19 protein-coding genes and 1 pseudogene are annotated in these 19,032 nt (G+C 63.1%); 12 read left to right on the top strand and 8 right to left on the bottom strand.

What is annotated here, in order from left to right:
* Nucleotides 1-18 precede the first annotated feature (18 nt).
* The 6 genes from BG60_RS07850 to BG60_RS07825 all read left to right on the top strand — a co-directional run bounded on the left by BG60_RS07850 (nucleotide 19) and on the right by BG60_RS07825 (nucleotide 4,527).
* A complete protein-coding gene (locus BG60_RS07850) occupies nucleotides 19-966 on the top strand; it encodes a GNAT family N-acetyltransferase (RefSeq protein ID WP_008347650.1) in 948 nt (315 codons plus the stop codon).
* A 91-nt stretch (nucleotides 967-1,057) separates the two neighbouring features.
* On the top strand, nucleotides 1,058-2,197 hold the full coding sequence (locus tag BG60_RS07845; RefSeq protein WP_008347652.1) for an iron-containing alcohol dehydrogenase: 1,140 nt from the start codon (nucleotides 1,058-1,060) through the stop codon (nucleotides 2,195-2,197).
* 112 nt (nucleotides 2,198-2,309) lie between these two features.
* Nucleotides 2,310-2,516: a hypothetical protein gene (locus BG60_RS07840; RefSeq protein ID WP_008347655.1), complete on the top strand. Its 207-nt coding sequence runs from the start codon at nucleotides 2,310-2,312 to the stop codon at nucleotides 2,514-2,516.
* A gap of 132 nt (nucleotides 2,517-2,648) precedes the next feature.
* Nucleotides 2,649-3,560, top strand: coding sequence for an urea transporter (locus BG60_RS07835; protein ID WP_033536176.1), 912 nt, complete (start codon nucleotides 2,649-2,651; stop codon nucleotides 3,558-3,560).
* Entirely contained in the window at nucleotides 3,538-4,314 is a 777-nt protein-coding gene (locus BG60_RS07830; RefSeq protein WP_008347659.1) for a class II aldolase/adducin family protein, read from the top strand. Before BG60_RS07835 ends, BG60_RS07830 begins: the two co-directional genes overlap by 23 nt.
* Before the next feature lie 27 nt (nucleotides 4,315-4,341).
* Nucleotides 4,342-4,527, top strand: a complete 186-nt coding sequence (locus tag BG60_RS07825; RefSeq protein WP_008347661.1) for a 4-oxalocrotonate tautomerase — start codon at nucleotides 4,342-4,344, stop codon at nucleotides 4,525-4,527.
* 42 nt (nucleotides 4,528-4,569) lie between these two features.
* Here the strand turns inward: BG60_RS07825 and BG60_RS07820 are convergent, their stop codons facing one another.
* The 5 genes from BG60_RS07820 to BG60_RS07800 form a co-directional block, all read right to left on the bottom strand.
* Nucleotides 4,570-6,747 (bottom strand): malate synthase G, encoded by a 2,178-nt coding sequence (locus tag BG60_RS07820; protein ID WP_034471005.1) that lies wholly within the window; start codon nucleotides 6,745-6,747, stop codon nucleotides 4,570-4,572.
* A 249-nt stretch (nucleotides 6,748-6,996) separates the two neighbouring features.
* Entirely contained in the window at nucleotides 6,997-9,228 is a 2,232-nt protein-coding gene (locus tag BG60_RS07815; protein WP_008347664.1) for a xanthine dehydrogenase family protein molybdopterin-binding subunit, read from the bottom strand.
* A 10-nt stretch (nucleotides 9,229-9,238) separates the two neighbouring features.
* A complete protein-coding gene (locus BG60_RS07810; protein WP_008347665.1) occupies nucleotides 9,239-10,246 on the bottom strand; it encodes an FAD binding domain-containing protein in 1,008 nt (335 codons plus the stop codon).
* Nucleotides 10,247-10,256: 10 nt separating this feature from the next.
* Nucleotides 10,257-10,715: a (2Fe-2S)-binding protein gene (locus BG60_RS07805; RefSeq protein ID WP_008347667.1), complete on the bottom strand. Its 459-nt coding sequence runs from the start codon at nucleotides 10,713-10,715 to the stop codon at nucleotides 10,257-10,259.
* Between the two features lie 657 nt (nucleotides 10,716-11,372).
* Nucleotides 11,373-12,689 carry an MFS transporter gene (locus BG60_RS07800; protein ID WP_034471003.1) on the bottom strand — a complete coding sequence of 439 codons (1,317 nt, stop codon included), beginning with the start codon at nucleotides 12,687-12,689 and terminating at the stop codon, nucleotides 11,373-11,375.
* 180 nt (nucleotides 12,690-12,869) lie between these two features.
* Between BG60_RS07800 and BG60_RS07795 the strand changes: the two genes are divergently transcribed.
* The 3 genes from BG60_RS07795 (at nucleotide 12,870) to BG60_RS07785 (ending at nucleotide 16,132) form a co-directional block, all read left to right on the top strand.
* Nucleotides 12,870-13,766 (top strand): LysR substrate-binding domain-containing protein, encoded by an 897-nt coding sequence (locus BG60_RS07795; protein WP_008347672.1) that lies wholly within the window; start codon nucleotides 12,870-12,872, stop codon nucleotides 13,764-13,766.
* Between the two features lie 95 nt (nucleotides 13,767-13,861).
* Entirely contained in the window at nucleotides 13,862-15,055 is a 1,194-nt protein-coding gene (locus tag BG60_RS07790) for a M20 aminoacylase family protein (protein WP_008347674.1), read from the top strand.
* 9 nt (nucleotides 15,056-15,064) lie between these two features.
* Nucleotides 15,065-16,132, top strand: a complete 1,068-nt coding sequence (locus BG60_RS07785) for a M14 family metallopeptidase (RefSeq protein WP_008347675.1) — start codon at nucleotides 15,065-15,067, stop codon at nucleotides 16,130-16,132.
* Here BG60_RS07785 and BG60_RS07780 read toward each other — a convergent pair.
* Nucleotides 16,129-17,001 carry an endonuclease/exonuclease/phosphatase family protein gene (locus tag BG60_RS07780; protein WP_008347677.1) on the bottom strand — a complete coding sequence of 291 codons (873 nt, stop codon included), beginning with the start codon at nucleotides 16,999-17,001 and terminating at the stop codon, nucleotides 16,129-16,131. The genes BG60_RS07785 and BG60_RS07780 overlap by 4 nt on opposite strands.
* A 173-nt stretch (nucleotides 17,002-17,174) precedes the next feature.
* Between BG60_RS07780 and BG60_RS07775 the strand changes: the two genes are divergently transcribed.
* Nucleotides 17,175-17,660 (top strand): DUF4019 domain-containing protein, encoded by a 486-nt coding sequence (locus tag BG60_RS07775; RefSeq protein WP_008347679.1) that lies wholly within the window; start codon nucleotides 17,175-17,177, stop codon nucleotides 17,658-17,660.
* Nucleotides 17,661-17,667: 7 nt separating this feature from the next.
* Here BG60_RS07775 and BG60_RS07770 read toward each other — a convergent pair whose 3' ends face one another.
* Nucleotides 17,668-17,973, bottom strand: a complete 306-nt coding sequence (locus tag BG60_RS07770) for a high-potential iron-sulfur protein (protein WP_034471001.1) — start codon at nucleotides 17,971-17,973, stop codon at nucleotides 17,668-17,670.
* Between the two features lie 352 nt (nucleotides 17,974-18,325).
* Here BG60_RS07770 and BG60_RS39925 point away from each other — a divergent pair, with 352 nt between their 5' ends.
* Together BG60_RS39925 and BG60_RS07760 are read left to right on the top strand one after the other, a co-directional pair.
* Nucleotides 18,326-18,499: a type II toxin-antitoxin system ParD family antitoxin gene (locus BG60_RS39925; protein ID WP_268811659.1), complete on the top strand. Its 174-nt coding sequence runs from the start codon at nucleotides 18,326-18,328 to the stop codon at nucleotides 18,497-18,499.
* 62 nt (nucleotides 18,500-18,561) lie between these two features.
* Nucleotides 18,562-18,795: pseudogene (locus BG60_RS07760) on the top strand (type II toxin-antitoxin system RelE/ParE family toxin); the annotation flags it as partial.
* Between the two features lie 82 nt (nucleotides 18,796-18,877).
* Here BG60_RS07760 and BG60_RS07755 read toward each other — a convergent pair.
* Nucleotides 18,878-19,015 carry an MFS transporter small subunit gene (locus BG60_RS07755; RefSeq protein ID WP_008347687.1) on the bottom strand — a complete coding sequence of 46 codons (138 nt, stop codon included), beginning with the start codon at nucleotides 19,013-19,015 and terminating at the stop codon, nucleotides 18,878-18,880.
* Nucleotides 19,016-19,032 lie beyond the last annotated feature (17 nt).

Raw genomic sequence — 19,032 nt, 5'->3', positions numbered from 1 at the left:
AAATCCGGAGACTCACCGATGAACATACGTTTCGATCCCGAAGTAGCGGCGACTGTCGAACAATCGCCTGACCGCACGCTGACAGCGTGTCACACCGACGCGTTACTGACGGCCCTATGCGAAATCTACTGCAACGACCCTGAGCGCCGCACGGCAACGATCGCACTTCCACACGCTTCCAACGAAGCCCACCGCACAAGAACCTTCATCTCGCAAGCGCGAAATGAGAACCTGATCGACATCGCACAGCAGCACGAAGATCACCTTCTCCTGACGACATCACGCAAAACGTTCTGGCAAATCGCGCGCCCATGGCTCAAGGCGCCCGCATCGAGCGACACGCTGCTGCGCTATACGCAAACCAACGGCGTCACACATCCGCAAAGACCAACGAACGCCGAAGGCACGATCTACGAACGTCACTTCCCGCAGATCGACATGACCTTCAGCCTGCGCACAGCTGACCCCGACGCCGATTCCGAAGTCTTCAGCGAATGGATGAATCTCGATCGCGTCGCATACTTCTGGGATCAGCGCGGCACGCGCGCCGAACACGCCGCTTATCTCGCGGAACGCCGCGAAGATCCGCACATGCATCCGATGATCGGCTATTTCGACGACAAGCCCTTCGGCTACTTCGAGTTCTATTGGGCGAAAGAAGATCGCCTGGGCCCGTTCTATGATGCAGGCGACTTCGATCGCGGGCTGCATCTGCTGATCGGCGATGCGCAATTCCAGAGCGCAGGCAAGCTCAAGGCATGGTGGAGCGGCGTACTGCACTACATGTTCATCGACGATCCGCGCACGGAACGCCTCGTTGGCGAACCGCGCGTCGATCATGTGCGACATATCGCTTACATGCATCGCATGGGCTTTTATACGCTGAAGGAATTCGACTTTCCGCACAAGCGCGCCGCGCTCACCGTGATGGAACGCGAAAAGTTCTTCGACGATTTTCGCTTTTGACCGGCGTCGAGGGAAAGTTGTACCGGTAACAGCGCGCTCTTATACTGACGTCACCGCGCTGCCTCCGACCCTAACTTTCCCTCAGACACCCATGCCCCTCATCAACTACATCACGCAGATTCAATTCGATTTCGGCGCGGTGCGCCTGCTTGCGGGCGAGTGCGAACGCATCGGCATTCATCGTCCGCTGATCGTGACCGATGCCGGCATCCGCGCGGCCGGCCTGCTCGACAAGGTGCTCGGCGCGCTCGGTTCATCGTCGGCCGTACCCGTGTTCGATTCGACGCCGCCCAATCCGAACGAAGCCGCCGTGCGCGAAGCCGTCGCGATGTACAAGGAGAATCAATGCGACGGCGTGATCGCGGCGGGCGGCGGTTCATCGATCGATCTCGCGAAGGGCGTGGCCGTGTGCGCGACGCACGACGGTCCGCTACAAGGCTTCGCGGTCATCGAAGGCGGCCTCGCGCGCATCACGGCGAAGACCGCGCCCGTCATCGCCATTCCGACGACCGCGGGCACCGGCAGCGAAGTGGGCCGCGGCGCGATCCTGATTCTCGACGATGGCCGCAAGGTCGGCGTGATCTCGCCGCACGTCGTGCCGAAGGTCGCGATCTGCGATCCGGAACTGACGCTCGGCCTGCCGCCGATGCTTACCGCCGCGACCGGCATGGATGCCATCGCGCATTGCCTCGAAACGTTCATGGCGCCCGCGTTCAACGCACCCGCCGATGGCATCGCGCTCGACGGATTGTGGCGCGCGTGGCGGCACATCGAGCGCGCGACGCGGGACGGCTCCGATCGCACCGCGCGCTGGAACATGATGAGCGCATCGATGCAGGGCGCGCTCGCGTTCCAGAAGGGCCTCGGTTGCGTGCATAGCCTGAGCCACTCGCTCGGCGGCATCAATCCGAAACTGCATCACGGCACGCTCAACGCAATCTTTTTGCCGGCGGTGATCGCGTTCAACAGCAGCGCGCCGACGATGCGCGAAGAAGGCAAGCTCGACCGCATCGCGCAGGCAATGGGCCTGAAGTCCGGCGATGAAGTCGGCGGTGCGCTGCGCTCGATGACCGCGACGCTCGGCCTGCCACGCGGCCTCGCTGAACTCGGCGTGACGCGCGAGATGTTTCCGCGCATCATCGCGGGCGCGCTCAAGGATCACAGTCATAAGACGAATCCGCGCGAGGCGTCGAGCGCGGATTATGAGGCGATGCTCGAAACGTCGATGTGAAAAGGGCCGGAGCGCAACGACAGTAACGGCGTGTGATTTGCGGCATTGCAACAGTGAGATAGGGGAAAACCCTTAAGTCTGTTACAATGTCGCAAAGTTTGAGGAACAAATCATGCGCCGCCGCTACGAAGTGCTCGAAAAAATCGCTTTCGCCTTGCTTACGCTTTCCGCTGTCATGGACGCCAGCTACATCACCTGGGAAAAACATCCGAATTTCCGCGAAAACGTCACGGAGATCGTGAAGATCAGCGCCGATCTGTCTTTGGCGAACCCGGGTGTAGGCGATTCGACGCCGCTCGTCCCGATGGCGTTCAACTAAGTTTCGGTTTTACCCGGCGCGACACTCGTCGCGCCTTCTGCGTCAAGCCACATACAGGTTATTCGGCCCGCCGCCGCACGGCGCGCGCCGGCTGCTTTATGCTGGCGGCTTTCCATGCCGTCGCCGTCCAGCATGTCCACCGCTCTCCAATCGAACGCCGCCTTCGGCGATCAACTCCGCAGCTTCGCTCGCGCGATAGGACAGATCGTCCTTCAGCGCAACGCCGCGACCGGCGCGCTGCTGTTCCTCGCGGTGCTGAGCGCGAGTCCGCGCCTCGCGTGCGGCCTTCTGATCGGCACGCTGACGGGCAATGTCATCAGCGTGATCGTCGAAAACGACGACGCACCCGCGTTCCGCGACGATCTCTACGGTTTCAACGGCGCGCTCGCGGCGCTCGCCGCATTCACGTTTCTCGACGATGCATCGCGCGCCGCGGCCGTCGCGATCGTCGCGGCGATGTTCGCCACTTTCCTCGCCAACGTGCTTTCGCGCGTGCTCTCGCGCTACCGGTTGCCGATCTTCTCCAGCCCCGCCATCATCGTGACGTGGTGCTGGCTGCCGCTTTTGACCGAGCGCGGCGACACGGGCGCGATTCCCCAAGTCGCCGCCGGTTTCATTCCAATGCTTCAGGCCGCGTTCGCGGGTCTCGCGCCGATCACCTTCGCGACCGGCGCGCTCGCCGGCGCGCTGATCGCGGCGGGATTGTTCGCGTCGCGGCCCGCGCAGGCGGGCTGGGCGCTCGCGGGCAGTGCGCTCGGCGCCATGTTGCACGCACTCGGCGGTGCAAGCGATGCCGTCGTGCTCTCGGGCGCGTGCGGCTTCAATGCGGCGCTTGCGGCACTCGCGGCCGCGAAGCTCGGCACGCGTTATGCGCTCGTCGCGATCGTCGCGGCGGTGCTGATCGAGCGCGTGATCGATTGCATCGGCATCGCTGCGTTGACCGCGCCGTTCGTGCTTGCGTCCTGGGCGGTGATTCTGCTCGAGCGGCGTCTGTCCGGATCATCCAAACAAGGAGACTCGCATGTCGTTCACCCACACGCCTGAGCGCAGAATCGCGGAAAGCGGGCCGCGATCGGCAGCCGAACAGGCCACGCGCGTCGATCTCGCGGCAGCGTATCGGCTGGTCGCGCTCAACGGCTGGGACGATATCGTCTACACGCACATTTCCGCGAGCGTGCCGGGCGAGCCGGGGCGCTTTCTCATCAATCCGTTCGGGCTTTCGTTCGATGAAGTCACGGCGAGCAATCTCGTGAAGATCGATATCGACGGCAACGTGATCGGCGAGAGCGCGCATCCGGTGAACGCGACGGGCTTCGCGCTGCACGGCGCCGTCCATGCCGCGCGGGAGGACGCCGTGTGCGTGATGCATCTTCACGTGCGCGAGGCGATCGCGGTATCGACGCAACCGCACGGCCTGCTGCCCGCATCGCAACACGCGATGCGCTTTCATGGGCATCTCGCGTATCACGATTACGAAGGGCTCGCGTTCTCGCCCGCGGAAGGCGAGCGGCTCGTAAACAGTCTCGGCGCGCATCGTGCGATGTTGCTGCGCAATCATGGACCGGTCACGCTCGGGCGCACGATCGCCGAGGCTTATGTGCTGATGGATATGCTCGTCAAGGCATGCGATATTCAGCTTCGCGCGCTTGCGGGCGTGGGCAAGATGATCGTGCCGACGCCGGAAGTCGTCACGCGCACCGCGGCGCAACTGCATGACGATGACGCCGTCGAAGGCGCGCTCGAATGGCCGGCGCTATTGCGCAAGCTCGATCGCATCGACGCGTCGTATCGCGACTAATACCGCTTTCAAAAGGAGATCAACGCAATGCCGACATTCAACATTCAACTGTTCGAAGGCCGCACGGTGGAAGAGAAGCGCAAGTTCGTCGAAGCGATCACGCGCACGACGTGCGAAACGCTCGGCTGCGAGCCGGGCTCGGTGGACATCATTCTGACGGACGTGAAACGCGAGAACTGGGCGACCGCGGGCAAACTCTGGTCGGAGCAGTGAAAGACAGCGCGCGCACGCCGATTCGTGCGCGCGCTTTGACCGTTACATCGATTCCTTCGCGGCGAGACGGAACTTGTGCAGCAGCGGTTCCGTATAGCCGCTCGGTTGCGTGCGTCCTTCGAAGACGAGCGCGCACGCGGCCTTGAATGCGAACGAACTGTCGAACGCGGGCGACATCGGGCGATAGTACGGATCGGCTTCATTCTGCTTGTCGACGACGGCGGCCATGCGTTCGAGCGTCGCGCGAACCTGCTCTTCCGTGACGATGCCGTGACGCAGCCAGTTCGCGATATGCTGGCTCGAAATGCGCAGCGTCGCGCGGTCTTCCATCAGGCCGACATCGTGAATGTCCGGCACCTTCGAGCAACCGACGCCCTGATCGACCCAGCGCACCACATAACCCAGAATGCCCTGCGCGTTGTTTTCGATTTCGTTCCTGATGTCGTCTTCCGACCATGACGGCTTGTCGACGACGGGAATCGTCAGCAAGCCATCGAGCAACTCGTTCTTCTGACTTTCGTAGTCGACGCTTTCGAGTTCCTGCTGAACCTGTTGCACGTCGACCATGTGATAGTGCAGCGCGTGTAGCGTGGCCGCGGTGGGCGAGGGCACCCATGCGGTGTTGGCGCCTGCCTTCGGATGCGCGATCTTCTGTTCGAGCATCGCGTGCATCAGATCGGGCATCGCCCACATGCCCTTGCCGATCTGCGCGCGACCGCGCAAGCCGGTGTTCAGGCCGACGAGCACATTGCTGCGTTCGTACGCGGCAATCCACTTAGAGGACTTCATGTCGCCCTTGCGCATCATCGGGCCGGCTTCCATCGACGAATGCATTTCGTCGCCGGTGCGGTCGAGGAAGCCCGTATTGATGAATGCGACGCGCGCGCCCGCCGCCGCGATACACGCCTTGAGGTTCACGCTCGTGCGTCGCTCTTCGTCCATGATGCCCATCTTGATCGTGTGACGCGGCAGGCCGAGCAGGTCTTCGACGCGCGTGAAGAGCTCGTCCGCGAACGCCACTTCGGCGGGGCCGTGCATCTTCGGCTTCACGATATAGATCGACCCCGTGCGCGAGTTCATCTTGTTCTTGAGATCGTGCATCGAGCCGAGCACGGTCATCACCGCATCGAGGATGCCTTCGGGAATCTCGTTGCCATCTCGGTCGAGCACCGCGGGATTCGTCATCAGATGGCCGACGTTGCGCACGAACAGCAGCGAACGTCCGTGCAGCTTGACGGTTCCGCCGTTCGGCGCGGCGTACTCGCGGTCCGGGTTCATCGCGCGCGTGAAGGTCTTGCCGTTCTTCGTGACCTGCTCGGCGAGATTGCCTTGCATCAGGCCGAGCCAGTTGCGATAGAGCTGCGTCTTGTCGGCGGCATCGACGGCCGCGACCGAATCTTCGCAATCGATGATCGTGCTCACGGCCGCTTCCATCAGCACGTCCTTCACGTGCGCCGCATCGGTCTTGCCGATGAAGTTGTCCGCGTCGATCTGAATCTCGAAGTGCAGGTCGTTGTGCTTGAGCAGAATCGCGGACGGCTCTTTCGCGTCGCCCTGAAAGCCCGCGAACTGCTCGGCGTTCGCAAGGCCGGTCTTGCCGCCGTCCTTCAGCGTGACGACGAGCTTGCCTTGCTCGACGCTGTATTTGGTCGCGTCGGCGTGCGAGCCGTGATCGAGCGGGGCGTTGTCGTCGAGGAACGCGCGCGCATAGGCGATCACTTTCGCGCCGCGCTTCGGATTGAACTGCGCCGTGCGCTCGGCGCCGTCGTTTTCGTCGATGGCATCGGTGCCGTAGAGCGCATCGTAGAGGCTGCCCCAACGCGCGTTGGCCGCGTTGAGCGCATAGCGCAGATTCGAGAGCGGCACGACGAGTTGCGGGCCGGCCTGCTCGGCGATTTCGCGATCGACATTGGCGGTGCTGGCCTTCACATGCGCGGGCGCGGGCACGATATAGCCGATCTCTTCGAGAAACTTGCGATAGGCGCGTAGATCGCGCACGGGGCCGGGGTTGCTGCGATGCCAGTTGTCGAGCTCGGTCTGGAGGCGGTCGCGTTCGGCGAGCAGTGCGCGGTTCTTCGGCGCGAGATCGTGAACGATGGCATCGAATCCCTTCCAGAAGGACGCGCTATCGACGCCCGTGCCGGGGATGGCTTCTTCGTCGACGAACTTCGCGAGATTCGCGTCGACCTGCAGGCCGTGTTGTTTGATCATGTCGTTCATGGGCACTCCGGCTGAGATGGCTGCTACACAGGGGTTTGGGGAATGGGCTGGTGCCTATGGTAGCGCGTCTTGGGGGAGGGGCGAAGCGTGGGGGAGGTGCAATGCGCGTGCCTGGACGGGCCGCCCGTTTAGCGTCCCGTGAGGGCGGGGTAGCCGTCGACGGATAGCGTTCTCAGTGCATCGGCCCGGCCTCGCGCAAACAAACCGCGCGAAAAACCGGGCCGCTCGAACAGCGCGACGAGACCGACGCTACGCCTTCAACAAATCCTCGATCATCACCGGCAGCTTTCGCACACGCACGCCCGTCGCGTGATACACGGCACCCGTAATCGCCGCCGCGATGCCCGCCAGCCCGATCTCCGCGATGCCGCGCGCGCCCAGTTCGTTGAAGACCGTATCGGGATAATCGAGAAACGTGACGTCCATCTTCGGCGTGTCGGCATTGGTCGCGACGACGTAATCCGCGAGGCTGCTGTTCACCGGCGCGCCGCTTCGCTCGTCGTATACCGTGTGCTCGAAAAGCGCCATGCCGACGCCCATCACGACCGCGCCTTCGATCTGATTACGCCCCGCGCGCGGATTCAGGATCTTGCCCGCATCGATCACGGTCACGACGCGGCTCACGCGCAGGCGCGCGGTCGCCGGCTCCCATGTCACCTCGGCGAAATGCGCGCCATACGAATGGATCGACCAGTCCTTCTTGAGCGGATCGTCGAAGCCGCCTTTCGCGCTGCCGCTGCCCGATGCCGCATGCAGTTTCGCCGCGTCGAGAATGCGCGCGAACGGCACGCCGCTTTCCGGCGCTTCGTTCTTGCGATGCACATGTCCGTTGCTCATCGCAAGCTCGTCGGCCTTCGCGCCCGCGAATGGCGATCCCTCGATCTTCGCGGCGCGCGCCAGCAGCGTCTTGATCGCCTCGCGCACCGCATCCGATACCGCCGGAATCACCGATGCCGTCGCCGCCGATCCGCCCGAAACAGGACCGAGCGGCAGCGCCGTATCGCCGAGGCCGACTTCGATCTTGTCGAGCGGGATGCCCGTATGTTCCGCGACGATCTGCGCGAGGATCGTGTACGTGCCCGTGCCGATATCCTGCGTGCCGCACGCGACGCGCGCGGTGCCGTCCGCACGAAGATCGACCGTCGCGTCCGCCGAGAAGCGCAGCCCCGGCCAACTGCACGCGCCCACGCCCCAGCCGAGCGTGAGGCCGTCGCGCTTCATCGAGCCTACGTCCGGCGTGCGCTTCGACCAGCCGAATTTCTCCGCACCGGTCTTCAGGCATTCGACGAAATGCCGCGACGAAAACGGCAAGCCGCTGCTTTCATCCACTTCGGGCTCGTTGCGCAGGCGCAGTTCGACCGGATCCATCTTCAACGCAATGGCCAGCTCGTCCATCGCCGATTCGAGCGCGAAGAGGCCGGGCACCGCGCCGGGTCCGCGCATCGACGTCGGCGAGCCGACATTGCGTTTCACCGTGCCGCCCGTCACGCGCAGATTGGGCGTGCTGTACATCGAAGGCGTCGCTTCGCCGCAATCTTCCGTGTAATCGTCGGCGATGGCCGCGTGATTCACGAAGTCATGCCGTAGCGACACGAGCTTGCCGTCCTGCGTCGCCGCGAGCCGCACGCGCTGCTGCGTGGTCGGCCTGTGCCCGACGTTCTGGAACATCATCTTGCGCGAGAGCACGAGCTTGACCGGGCGCTCCAGTTGGCGCGTCGCGGCCGCGGCGAGCAGCGAATGCGGCCACATCCACAGCTTGCCGCCGAAGCCCGAGCCGAGATAGCGCGAAATCACGCGCACTTTCTCTTTCGGCAGGCCCATCATCTGCATCAGCGTGCCCTGATGATTCGCGACCGCCTGGCTCGTTTCGTAGAAGGTGTAGCTCTCGCCGTTCCAGTGCGCGATGGTCGCGTGCAGCTCGATCGGATTATGCGTTTCGACGGGCGTCACGTACGTTTCATCGATCTTCACGGGCGCATCGTCGAACGCCTTGTCGGGATCGCCGCGTTCGCTGTGCGTGTCGAGCTTGTCGCCGGCATCGAGCTTTGCGCTCACATCGTGCGGCGTCTTGTCGTAACTGACCTTGACCGCGGCAGCCGCGGCGCTCGCCGCTTCGAACGTCTCCGCAACGACGAGCGCGACATACTGCCCGTAATAGCGAATGATGTCGTCTTCGAAAGGCGGACGGTTTTCATCGACGTAGCCGGTATCGATCGAGTTGCCGGCGATGCGATAGAAGCGGCCGATATTGCCGCGATGAAGAATCAGCTTCACGCCGGGCATCGCTTGCGCGGCGGCGAATTCGAGCGACGTGATCCTGCCGCTCGCGATGGTGCTGCCGACCGGCACGGCATGGAGCATGCCGGGCAGATCGACGTCGGTCGTATAGGTCGCGCGGCCGCAAACCTTCAGCGGTCCGTCGATGCGCGACTGAGGCCGTCCGATGAATGCGGACGGTTTGATATCGGGCGCCGTGGACATGTCGCGATCCTCAGGAAGTTTGCGTGGTAACGAGCTTGAGCGTATGAACGATGCAGCGCTTGGACAACTCGACCTTGAAGCCGTTCTCGCTTTGCGGCTTCGCATCGGCGAGCGCAGCATCGGCAGCGCGTTTGAACGTGGCTTCATCGGGCGTCGCGTTCATCAGCTCCTTCTCCGCTTCACGCGAGCGCCACGGCTTCGTGCCGACGCCGCCGAGCGCGACGCGCGCATGCTCGATGCGCCCGTCCTTCACGCCGATCACGACACCCGCCGACGCCAGCGCGAACTCGTACGATGCGCGATCGCGCAGCTTCAGATAAGCCGAGCGCGCGCCGTCGACCGGCGGCGGCAACGTGACATGCGTGACGAGATCGCCGGCATCGAGCACGTTCTCGCGATCGGGCGTCGTGCCCGGCAACAGGAAGAACTCGTCGATGGGGATCGCGCGCTTGCCGCCCGTGCCTTCGACGTGGATCGTCGCTTCGAGCGCCTGCAACGCGACGCACATGTCCGACGGATTGCTCGCGATGCACGATTCGCTCGTGCCCATGATCGCCATCATGCGATTGAAGCCCTGAATCGCGGAGCAGCCGCTGCCGGGCTCGCGCTTGTTGCACGGCGAGGTCGTATCGCGGAAGTACACGCAACGCGTGCGCTGCAGGATGTTGCCGCCCGTCGTCGCCATGTTGCGCAACTGCACCGACGCGCCCGCGAGCACCGCTTGCGACAGCACCGCATAACGATCGCGGATCAGCGGATGATGCGCGAGATCGGAGTTGCGCGAAGTCGCGCCGATACGCACGCCGCCGTCCTTCGTTTCCTCGATCTTGTCGAGCGGCAAACGGCTGATATCGACGACGCGCATCGGCCGCTCGACGTTGAGCTTCATGAGATCGAGCAGCGTCGTGCCGCCCGCGAGAAAGCGCACTTCGGCGCCTTGCTGCGCGGTATGCGCGAGCGCGCCCGCATTGATCGCGTCGCGCATGTCGCGCGCGCGAGAGAGCTGGAACATATCCATGTCGCTCTCCTTATTTCGACGACGGCTTGTTCGCGCGCACCGACTGGATCGCGCTGACGATGTTCTGATACGCGCCGCAGCGGCACAGGTTGCCGCTCATCGCTTCGCGCACGTCGTCGTCGCTCGGGCCGATCGGTTCATCGAGCAGCGCGACCGCCGACATCAACTGGCCGGCCGTGCAGTAGCCGCACTGATAGCCGTCGCATTCGACGAACGCGGCCTGCAACGGATGCAGTGCCTCGATTTCGCCGATGCCTTCGATGGTCGTGACGGTGTCGCCCTCGCACGCGGCGGCGAAGCACAGACACGAGTTCACGCGGCGTCCGTTCACATGAACGGTGCATGCGCCGCATTGGCCGTGATCGCAGCCTTTCTTCGTGCCGGTCAAATGAAGATGCTCGCGCAATGCATCTAAAAGCGTGGTGCGGGGGTCGAGGGAAAGCGTTTCGCTGCGGCCGTTGACGGTCATGGTGAAGCTGACGGTCGAGTCGCCTGCGGGTGCGGCTTGAAGCGTCTTGTTCGGTGTATCGGCGTGCGTGGTTTTCGATTGGGGGATGGGACGTTGTGGCATCGGGCAATCTCCTGGAATTGCGCAGCAAGCTGCTGCACGAATGCGGCGATGAAGCGGCGGAACATGAGAGAGGCGAAGATGCGGCGAAGCGTGTCGCGCGCCGGTGGCGCGGAGGAACGGCGGCGAAAAGGGTCTGCGCGGCGGCGCAGGACTTTCGTGCGCCGGCAATGCGGCGAAAGACGACACTCAGCCAGTATAGGCATCCGCCGCGAAACTTTCTCGGTCGAAAGCCCGCGCGGGCCGCGAGATTCTGAAGGGGCACGAAGCATGCCCGCAGCCGATGAAAGCCTTCAGTGCGAAATCAGGCCGCGCGCGAAAACGGAAAGGATGGACACGCCGACCGTCGTGAAGAGAACGAGCACGACGAGGATCACGATCATGCGGAGAATCATCTGCATCGCGTCGCTCCAAAAAAAATGGCCGCTTGCGCGGCCGGAAGGAGGGTGGGTCGGTCAGACTTCAGATTAAGCGCGCTTCCTTAAATCAGACTTAAGCGTGCGCGACTTCCATGCGGGCCGTCCATTCTCCTTCCTTTGGGAACGGGATGCAGCGAACTTACCGCAGCGCCTCGCTGTATCGGTCGCGCAGCGGGAAGATCGTCACGAGCGCGACCGCGCTGCCGAAGATCACGTAGTAGCAGATCGACAGCGGATCGCCCGTGGTCATCGTGAGCCATTGCACGATCGCGGGCGCGAAGCCGCCGAAGATCATCACCGCGACGTTGTAGCTCACCGAGATGCCGGTCGAACGCACGCTCGAAGGAAGCAACTCGGAGATGAACGCGGGATAGCAGCCCTGAAAGATGCCGAGATAAGTCATCAAAAGCGCCTGACACACGATCAGCATCGGCAGGCTCGGATGCGCGGTGAGCACGGCGAAGATCGGATATGCGGTGACGAGCGACAGCGTGAGCGCGGTCGCCATCAGCTTCTTGCGGCCGATACGGTCCGAGAGCCGGCCGAGTATCGGACAGCAGACGAGATAGACGAGCGCGCCGATCGTCGAGCTGATGAGGCCGTCGGTGAGCGCCATGTGCAGCACGCGCGTGGCGTGCGTCGGCAGATACAGCAGGAAGATGTACGTGCCGATGGTGCCGAACACCGTCAGGCCGAAGCCAGCGAGCACGGACATCCAGTGTTTCGTGGCGGTATCGCGGATCGGGCGTGTGCTCAGTTCGTTCTTTTGCGCCTTCTCGACGAAGACCGGCGATTCATCGAGCTTCGAGCGCAGATACAGGCCGACGGGCACGATCAGAAGACCGATCACGAACGGAATGCGCCAGCCCCAGCTATTCAGATGTTCGGGACTCAGCGTGCGCGTGAGCACGGCGCCGAAAAACGAGCCGGCGAGACTCGCGGCGGCCTGCGCGACCATCTGGAAGCTGCCGAAATAACCGCGCTTGTTGGCGGGCGCGTATTCGACGAGAAACGCCGTCGCGCAGCCGACTTCGCCGCCTGCGGAGAAGCCCTGAATCAGGCGGCCGAGCAGCATCAGCAAGGGCGCGGCGATGCCGATTGCCGCATAAGTCGGCGCGAACGCGATGATCGCGATGCCGACCGCCATCAGCGAAATCGTGAGCGTGAGCGCTGATTTGCGTCCGACGCGATCCGCGACCGCGCCCAAGACGATGCCGCCGAGCGGACGCGTCAGAAAGCCGACGCCGAAAGTCGCCCAAGTCGCGAGCAGTGAAATAGTGGGATTCGTTGCGGGAAAGTACAGCTTGGCGATGATGACGGCGAAGAAGCCGTAAACCATGAAGTCGAACCATTCGAGCGCGTTGCCGATGGTCGATACGACGATCGCTCGTCGGCCCGAAAGATTCGATGCGGCGTTTTGTTCGGCCGCGTGCGCTGCAGGTAGTACGGTGCTCATCGAATGTACTCCATGAGGTTTTCTCGTTGACGACATCCGCTTCTCGGATGACTCGCTTCGAACGGAGCGAGCCGCTGCAACACGCAAACATTACGCCGAGTTGAAATAAGAAAATATAGAATTTCTGAACTGACACACAAGCAAACCTGATCGAACGATCCGGGATAACCCTCACGCACGATGAGCAATATCCGCTTTTTGCGCACGTTTATCGCTGTCGCGCGTTACGGTTCTTTCGCCGCCGCCGCGGAAAAAGTCGCGCTCACGCAGGCCGCCGTCAGCATGCAGATGCAGTCGCTCGAAGACGATCTGAAGCGGCCGCTGTTCGATCGCGTCGGGCGCACGAACCGGCTGACGAGCATCGGCAAGCAGGTGTTGCCGCAAGCGGAGCGCATCGTCGCGCTGTACGACAGCATGCGTCTCACCGGTCTCGATGATGAAATCGCCGGATCGGTTTCCATCGGCGCGGTCGATTCGGCGATGGGCGCGCTCGCATCCGTCGTCACCGAATTGAAAGGTCAGTATCCACGGCTCGATGTGCGGCTCTTCACCGGCAAGGCGCTCGCGCTCGCGCCGCAAGTCGAGGCGGGCGAGATCGATGCGGCGGTGATCGTCGAGATGGCGGGCAAGACGCCGGCGAGCCTCAACTGGACGCCGCTCTATTCGGAACCGCTCGTCGCGATCGGTTCGCCGGGCGCCGTGGCCGCGAATGCCGCCGAGATGCTGGCGAGCCGTCCGTTTCTGCGCTTCGATCGCGCGCAGCGCACCGGCGCGCTGATCGATCGCGCGTTGAAGCACAATCGCCTCGCGGTGAACGAGTTCCTCGAACTCAATTCCCTCGAAGTGATCGTCGAGCTCGTGCGGCAGGATGCGGGCGTCTCGGTCGTGCCGTTGCTCGAATACGGCTCGTGGGCGAGCGATCCCGCATTGCGCGTGATATCGCTTGCGAAGAACACGCCGCGCCGTGTCGTCGGCATGCTGGAGCGCAAGATCCACGATCGTCACGCGGTGATGAGCATCGTGCAGGAACGCATACGGATGCGTTCGCACGGCGCGATCGAGCCGAGTGAAAGCTAAAGCTTTCCTTAAGTCACGGACAAGGAATATCAGCTTTCCCTGTGAATTGCGGCCATCGACAATGCTTCGGTCACTCAACAACGCAAGAGGAAAGCATGTCGATCATTCCCGAGATCGCGCAGTCGCGCGACGAGATTCAGGCCATTCGCCGCGATATCCACGCGCATCCCGAACTCTGCTATGAAGAAGCGCGCACGGCGGAACTCGTCGCTCGGAAGCTCGAAAGCTGGGATATCGAAGTGACGTGCGGACTCGGCAAGACGGGCGTCGTCGGCGTGTTGAGGAAAGGCGCGAGCAAACGTGCGATCGGCCTGCGCGCCGACATGGACGCGTTGCCCATTCCCGAGCTGAACACGTTCGCGCACGCATCGCGCCACGAGAACAAGATGCATGCGTGCGGTCACGACGGACACACCGCGATGCTGCTCGGCGCGGCGCAATATCTCGCGAAGCATCGCGACTTCGACGGCACCGTCGTCTTCATCTTTCAGCCTGCCGAAGAAGGCGGCGGCGGCGCGAAAGCGATGATCGAAGATGGCTTGTTCGAGCGCTTTCCGGTCGATGCCGTGTTCGCGCTGCACAACTGGCCGGGCATGCCGGCGGGCGGATTCGGTGCGCGCGTCGGCGCGACGCAGGCATCGAGCAACGAGTTCGAGATTCGTATCGAAGGCGTGGGCGCGCATGCGGCGATTCCGCACGATGGCGTCGATCCCGTGTTCACCGCGCTGCAGATCGGCACGGGCCTGCAGAGCATCGTGACGCGCAACAAGCGGCCGATCGACGCCGCCGTGCTCTCGATCACGCGCATGCAGGCAGGCCACGCGGTCAACGCGATCCCGACGACCGCGACGCTCGCGGGGACCGTTCGCACGTTTTCCGTCGACGTGCTCGATCTCATCGAGACGCGCATGAAGGAGATCGTCGCGGCGACGGCGGCCGCGTATCGCTGCAAGGCCGAAGTCAGTTTCGTACGCAACTATCCGCCGACGGTGAACACGCAAGCGGAAACGGACTTCGCACTCGGCGTGATGCGCGATGTCGCCGGCGCGGACAAAGTGAACACGAACGTCGATCCGACGATGGGCGCGGAGGACTTCTCGTACATGCTGATGGAGCGTCCCGGTTGCTATGCGTATATCGGCAATGGACTGGGCGCGCATCGCGATCACGGTCACGGAATCGGACCCTGCATGCTGCATAACAGCAGCTACGATTTCAACGACGATGTACTCACGCTAGGCTCGACGTATTGGGTGCGGCTCGTCGAGAAGTTTCTCGCACGCGTCTGAGGAGGCGACATGTTTTCATCGACGTATCGCGAAGCGCGCCAGAGATTTCTCGATACCGCCGCCGCGCGAAAACTCGCTGTCGATACGCGCGTGCTCGAAGGCTTCGATGGTCTGGAAGGCGAGACGCTCGCAACCGATGTCGTTCGCATCGGTCCCAAAGATGCAAAGCGCCTGCTCGTGCTCACGTCCGGCACGCACGGCGTCGAAGGCTTTTGCGGCTCGGGCGCGCAGATCGCGTTGATGCGCGACGAAGTATTGCCGGCGTTGATGGACAAGCTCGACGTCGCAATGCTGCTCGTTCATGCGATCAATCCGTATGGCTTTTCCTATCTGAGCCGCACGACGGAGGGCAATGTCGATCTGAATCGCAACAGCGTGAATTTCGATGCGCCGTTGCCGCAGAATCCCGGCTACGCGGAACTGCACGACTTGCTGATTCCGACGAGCTGGCCGCCCGACGAAGCGAATATCGCGGCGATTCGCGCGTATATCGGCAGGCATGGACAGTGGGCTTATCAGCAAGCGGTCACAACCGGTCAGTACACGCATGCGCAAGGCATGTTCTATGGCGGCGCGGAAACGGCGTGGAGCACGCGCACCATGCGCAATCTGCTCGCGGAATACGGCGAGACGTGCACGGCGATCGGCTGGATCGATTTTCATACGGGACTCGGGCCGAGCGGCTTCGGCGCGAAGATATGCGTCGGCGATGTCGCGCGTGCGCGGCGCTGGTGGGGCGCGGACGTGACGAGTCCGTCGGATGGTACGTCGATCGCGGCCGATGTAGCCGGTCCGTTGCTCGATACGTTGCGGCAGACGTGCGCCCATGCGGCGATCGCATCGATCGCGATCGAGTACGGAACGGTGCCGCTCACCGACATGCTCGACATGCTGCGCGCGGACGTCTGGGTGCGTCATCATCCCGATGCGCCCGACGCATTGAAAGCCGGCATTCGCCGCCAGATTCGCGCGGCCTTCTACATCGACGACGATATCTGGCGCGGCATGATCGCGGGTCAGGCGCGCGCTGCCGTGTTGCAGGCGCTATACGGGTTGTCGCGCGAAGAGGGCGCTTAATGCAGTTCGAGCCACATCGGCTGATGATCCGATGAACGGCTCGACTGATCCGCTTCGCATCCGGCGATGCGCGCCTTCAGGTCTTCGCTCACGAAGATGAAGTCGCATGCGAACGGGCCATCGGGCCACTGGTCGCGATCGTACAGGCCGACGGTGGCCGCGCGCGGCTCGTTCGGATGCGCGCAAGTCCATGCATCGACGAACGCGGGCGCATCGGCAATCGGTTCGAGCATCGCGCGATACGCCGATCCATCGAACGCGCTGTTGAAGTCGCCGCAGACGATCGCGGACGCGGGCCGCGCGGTATCGGCGAACGGGCTCGCCTGACTCTCGGCCTTCGCGGGCTGACGCTCGTGCGCGCACGCTTCGGCGTGAAGCTCGCGCAGACGCGCGACTTGCGCGAGACGTTGCTTCTCCGAATAGAACTCGAGATGCGTGCTGACGATGCGCAACGGTCCGACGTCGGTCTCGATGACGGCTTCGAGCGCGACGCGAAGCATCGACGGCTTCGCGGGATCGGCAGGCCACGGCAGCGAATGGCGCAACACCTGGCGCACCGGCAGACGGCTCACGATCGCGTTGCCGAACTGACGGCGCGCGATGCCCGCACCGACTGGCGGAAGATCGGAGCCGATTCCGTCGATGACCGTCGCGCCGGGAATCAGCGCTTCGAGCTCGGCGAACTGGTCGGCGCCGGGGCCGCCTTTGAGTCCGCCGGCCTGCTCGCTTTCGTGAAAGCCGCGCGTCACTTCCTGCAGACAGAGGACGTCGAAGTCGTGCAGGGCTTTCGCCTCGGCGACGATGCGCGCGAGATCGACGCGGCCATCCACGCCGCGTCCCCATTGGATGTTCCAGTCGACGAGTCGCATGGTGAACCTCGACGGTAGCGTCGGATATTGACGTTCGCTATTCCGGCAGCAAGGCGTGTGCTTGCCCGGCAACGGACGCCGGAACCGCCAAATTCTGAAAATAAGTATTTCTTACCGTAGGCAGCGTGGGCGGCGATACAATCGGCGCCAAAGAACCTCACGTCGTCCGAATCATGAAAGCAAGCATCCGTTTTTCGCTGGCTGCGTTCCTGCTGATATCGAGCAGCATTACGTGCCACGCTCAGGAAACTCAATCTTCGGCGACTCGTTCGCTCACGAAGGAGCAGCAGGCCGCGCTCGACAAACAGGATCAGGACATCGCGCAGGTTGCGTCGCAGATCATCGCGTTGATCGATCAAAACCGGGCGGGCGACGTGTGGGACCAAGCCTCGCCCATCGCAAAGCAGATCATTTCCCGCGACGACTTCATGAAGAAGGTCGCGCGCGACCGTTCGCCGCTCGGCGCGCCGGGACTGCGCATGCCGATGGGCGTCAAGCACTACCGTTATGACGGCACGGGCAACATGCCCGCGGGCGCGTACATCAACATTCTCTTCGACACTCAGTTCGGCCAGGCGAGTCAGTCGTCGCGAGAAATGGTGACCTTCATTCTCGACTCGGACAAGGTCTGGCGTTTCGTCGGCTATTCGGTGCGCTGAAGCCGCGTCACATGTTCGTCCACGACGAGCACCATCCTTTTCCGGCTACCAGCTTGTCGCCGAAGAGCGTGCAACCGCCCCAGGCATCGCTCGCTTTGCCCTGATACAGCGAGCAGTTCGCGCAGGTTTGATCGGCCGCGAAGTTCGGGTACTTCGCTTTGTCCACTTTCGCGGCGTTCTCCTTATAGCCGACGGCGACCGCCGCCGGATCGGATTCGCTTAAGTGCGGCGCATCGGCGCGTGCTCGCGAGAGCCATAGCGCCGTGCCCGCGCCGATGCTGACAACCATGAAGTTGCGGCGGGACGTGTTCATTGTCGTGGACCGGTTGTTCGTATGTGGGATGTCGTCGCGCGCTCTCGGGCGCTAGTCGAACGATACGCCCACGTTGGCGAATCGAACGAGCGGTCGGTTTCCTCGGTCATCGCGCCGCCAACGTCGTTCATTGCATCGCGCTAAACCTTTGCGGGCGCGTGCCGTAAATCAGCCAGAACGTAGTTGCAATCGTGTGGATCACCCCTGCGGCGCCCCGGCCGCGGATCAATTCGAAGGAGAACAACCGTGAGTGAACTCGACTGGATGATGGCCGGCGTTTATATGGCAGCGCTTGTGTGCGGCACGCTTTTCATGAGCGTCCTCGCGCGCCGCAGCTTGAACAAGGCGGAGGATCGCGGGCACTGAGCATTCCGGAAGCGTCGGTGCACGACGTCCCCGTCGCTGGCGACAGGAAGCAAAGCTCGATGCGTTGCGCTCGGCGCTCGAAGCCGGCGAGCGCTCCGGCCCCGCCAAGCCGCTGGATTTCGATGCCTTCGTCGCTCGCAAGCGCAAGTCCGCTCGGTGAGGCAGTGCGTATTCACGCCTGCCGCCGTCCAGGATCTGGACGGCATCTGAGACTACACGTTCGAGAAGTGGGGGCCGGCTCAGGCGGAGCGCTATCTGCGCATGATTCAGGACACAGTCATCGGACTCGGTAAGGGCAGACAACGCAGCCTGTCCGCAGAACACGTTCGGCCCGGTTATCGCAAGGCGCTCGTCGGAATGCACGTGCTTTTCTTCAAGGAGGCCGCGGACACGATCCAGATCGTGCGCGTTCCCCATCAGATGGATTTGCCCGCTCATCTCGGCGAAGCCGAATAGCATTGACGTCAAGAAACAAAACGCGCGCCGTGAGCCGATTCAAACATCGGCCATCCGGCGCGCGTGGACTTCACCTACAGAATTACTGGAACAGCTTGACGGCCTGCGAGAGCGTATTGGTCACGCCCCATGCGAGCGGAATCAGCACGTAGGCCCAGAACACCAGGAGCAACCCCTTGTTCGACGGATGCACTTGCTGAGTTTCGATGCGGTCATTCATCGCGGATCTCCTCGTTG

The organism is Caballeronia zhejiangensis (assembly GCF_000698575.1).
GTDB classification, from domain to species: domain Bacteria; phylum Pseudomonadota; class Gammaproteobacteria; order Burkholderiales; family Burkholderiaceae; genus Caballeronia; species Caballeronia zhejiangensis.
This window is presented reverse-complemented; position numbering and strand designations above follow the sequence as displayed.

Bases quoted from the DNA above. Each gene is read 5' to 3' on its own strand.
- BG60_RS07850 (WP_008347650.1), top strand. From the start codon at position 19: ATGAACATACGTTTCGATCCCGAAGTAGCGGCGACTGTCGAACAATCG.
- BG60_RS07845 (WP_008347652.1), top strand. From the start codon at position 1,058: ATGCCCCTCATCAACTACATCACGCAGATTCAATTCGATTTCGGCGCG.
- BG60_RS07840 (WP_008347655.1), top strand. From the start codon at position 2,310: ATGCGCCGCCGCTACGAAGTGCTCGAAAAAATCGCTTTCGCCTTGCTT.
- BG60_RS07835 (WP_033536176.1), top strand. From the start codon at position 2,649: ATGTCCACCGCTCTCCAATCGAACGCCGCCTTCGGCGATCAACTCCGC.
- BG60_RS07830 (WP_008347659.1), top strand. From the start codon at position 3,538: ATGTCGTTCACCCACACGCCTGAGCGCAGAATCGCGGAAAGCGGGCCG.
- BG60_RS07825 (WP_008347661.1), top strand. From the start codon at position 4,342: ATGCCGACATTCAACATTCAACTGTTCGAAGGCCGCACGGTGGAAGAG.
- BG60_RS07820 (WP_034471005.1), bottom strand. From the start codon at position 6,747: ATGAACGACATGATCAAACAACACGGCCTGCAGGTCGACGCGAATCTC.
- BG60_RS07815 (WP_008347664.1), bottom strand. From the start codon at position 9,228: ATGTCCACGGCGCCCGATATCAAACCGTCCGCATTCATCGGACGGCCT.
- BG60_RS07810 (WP_008347665.1), bottom strand. From the start codon at position 10,246: ATGGATATGTTCCAGCTCTCTCGCGCGCGCGACATGCGCGACGCGATC.
- BG60_RS07805 (WP_008347667.1), bottom strand. From the start codon at position 10,715: ATGACCGTCAACGGCCGCAGCGAAACGCTTTCCCTCGACCCCCGCACC.
- BG60_RS07800 (WP_034471003.1), bottom strand. From the start codon at position 12,689: ATGAGCACCGTACTACCTGCAGCGCACGCGGCCGAACAAAACGCCGCA.
- BG60_RS07795 (WP_008347672.1), top strand. From the start codon at position 12,870: ATGAGCAATATCCGCTTTTTGCGCACGTTTATCGCTGTCGCGCGTTAC.
- BG60_RS07790 (WP_008347674.1), top strand. From the start codon at position 13,862: ATGTCGATCATTCCCGAGATCGCGCAGTCGCGCGACGAGATTCAGGCC.
- BG60_RS07785 (WP_008347675.1), top strand. From the start codon at position 15,065: ATGTTTTCATCGACGTATCGCGAAGCGCGCCAGAGATTTCTCGATACC.
- BG60_RS07780 (WP_008347677.1), bottom strand. From the start codon at position 17,001: ATGCGACTCGTCGACTGGAACATCCAATGGGGACGCGGCGTGGATGGC.
- BG60_RS07775 (WP_008347679.1), top strand. From the start codon at position 17,175: ATGAAAGCAAGCATCCGTTTTTCGCTGGCTGCGTTCCTGCTGATATCG.
- BG60_RS07770 (WP_034471001.1), bottom strand. From the start codon at position 17,973: ATGAACACGTCCCGCCGCAACTTCATGGTTGTCAGCATCGGCGCGGGC.
- BG60_RS07755 (WP_008347687.1), bottom strand. From the start codon at position 19,015: ATGAATGACCGCATCGAAACTCAGCAAGTGCATCCGTCGAACAAGGGG.